This is a genomic window from bacterium (assembly GCA_020440705.1).
Lineage (GTDB): Bacteria > Krumholzibacteriota > Krumholzibacteriia > LZORAL124-64-63 > LZORAL124-64-63 > JAGRNP01.
The window spans coordinates 1-552 of the sequence record JAGRNP010000369.1 but is presented as its reverse complement, the minus strand read 5'-3'; the positions used below and the strand labels follow the sequence as shown (position 1 = coordinate 552).

Here is a 552-nt window from a genome sequence, read left to right as displayed (position 1 = left end):
AAGGTCGCGGCAACCATCGGCAATGCGAAGGCGACCCTGGTGGTGCAGCAGGAACATGGCTCGCTCGATGCTTACCTCTGGGGATTGGTGGGCGGAGCACCGGTGCAGAACAGCTTCCGCGAACCCGGCGAGATTCCAGCCGAGACACCGGTTGCCAGGGCGATGAGCAAGGACCTGAAAGGACGCGGGTTTCGGTTCGTGGGACCGACTATCTGCTACGCCTTCATGCAGGCCACGGGGATGGTCAACGACCACGTGATAGCTTGCTTCCGGTGGGCGGAAATCGCGGCTACGGTACGAACCGGCCGCCCGTAAATAGCGTGGAGTCATCGACGAAACAAAGGGGGTTGCCCCAGGGATCGCGCACATAGAACGAGCGCTCACCCCAGGGATACGTGTCGATCTCCTTCTCGATCGTCGCCCCCGCTTCCCGGGCCCGGACCAGGGTCTGCTCGAGATCTTCGACGGCAAAGTAGCAGTAGTCCGGCATAGGGTGTTCCGTCGCCCGGCCCCCCGGCCCTACCACGGCAACGACGATCCCGCAGTCGAAGT

General features: G+C 63.2%; 2 protein-coding genes. One reads left to right on the top strand and one right to left on the bottom strand.

Going from position 1 to position 552, the window contains the following annotated elements:
- A partial coding sequence (locus KDM41_18845; GenBank protein MCB1185483.1) for a DNA-3-methyladenine glycosylase I occupies positions 1-315 on the top strand: 315 nt, incomplete at its 5' end.
- Here KDM41_18845 and KDM41_18840 read toward each other — a convergent pair.
- Positions 290-552: VOC family protein (locus KDM41_18840; protein MCB1185482.1), on the bottom strand; the 263-nt coding region annotated here is incomplete at its 5' end. The genes KDM41_18845 and KDM41_18840 overlap by 26 nt on opposite strands.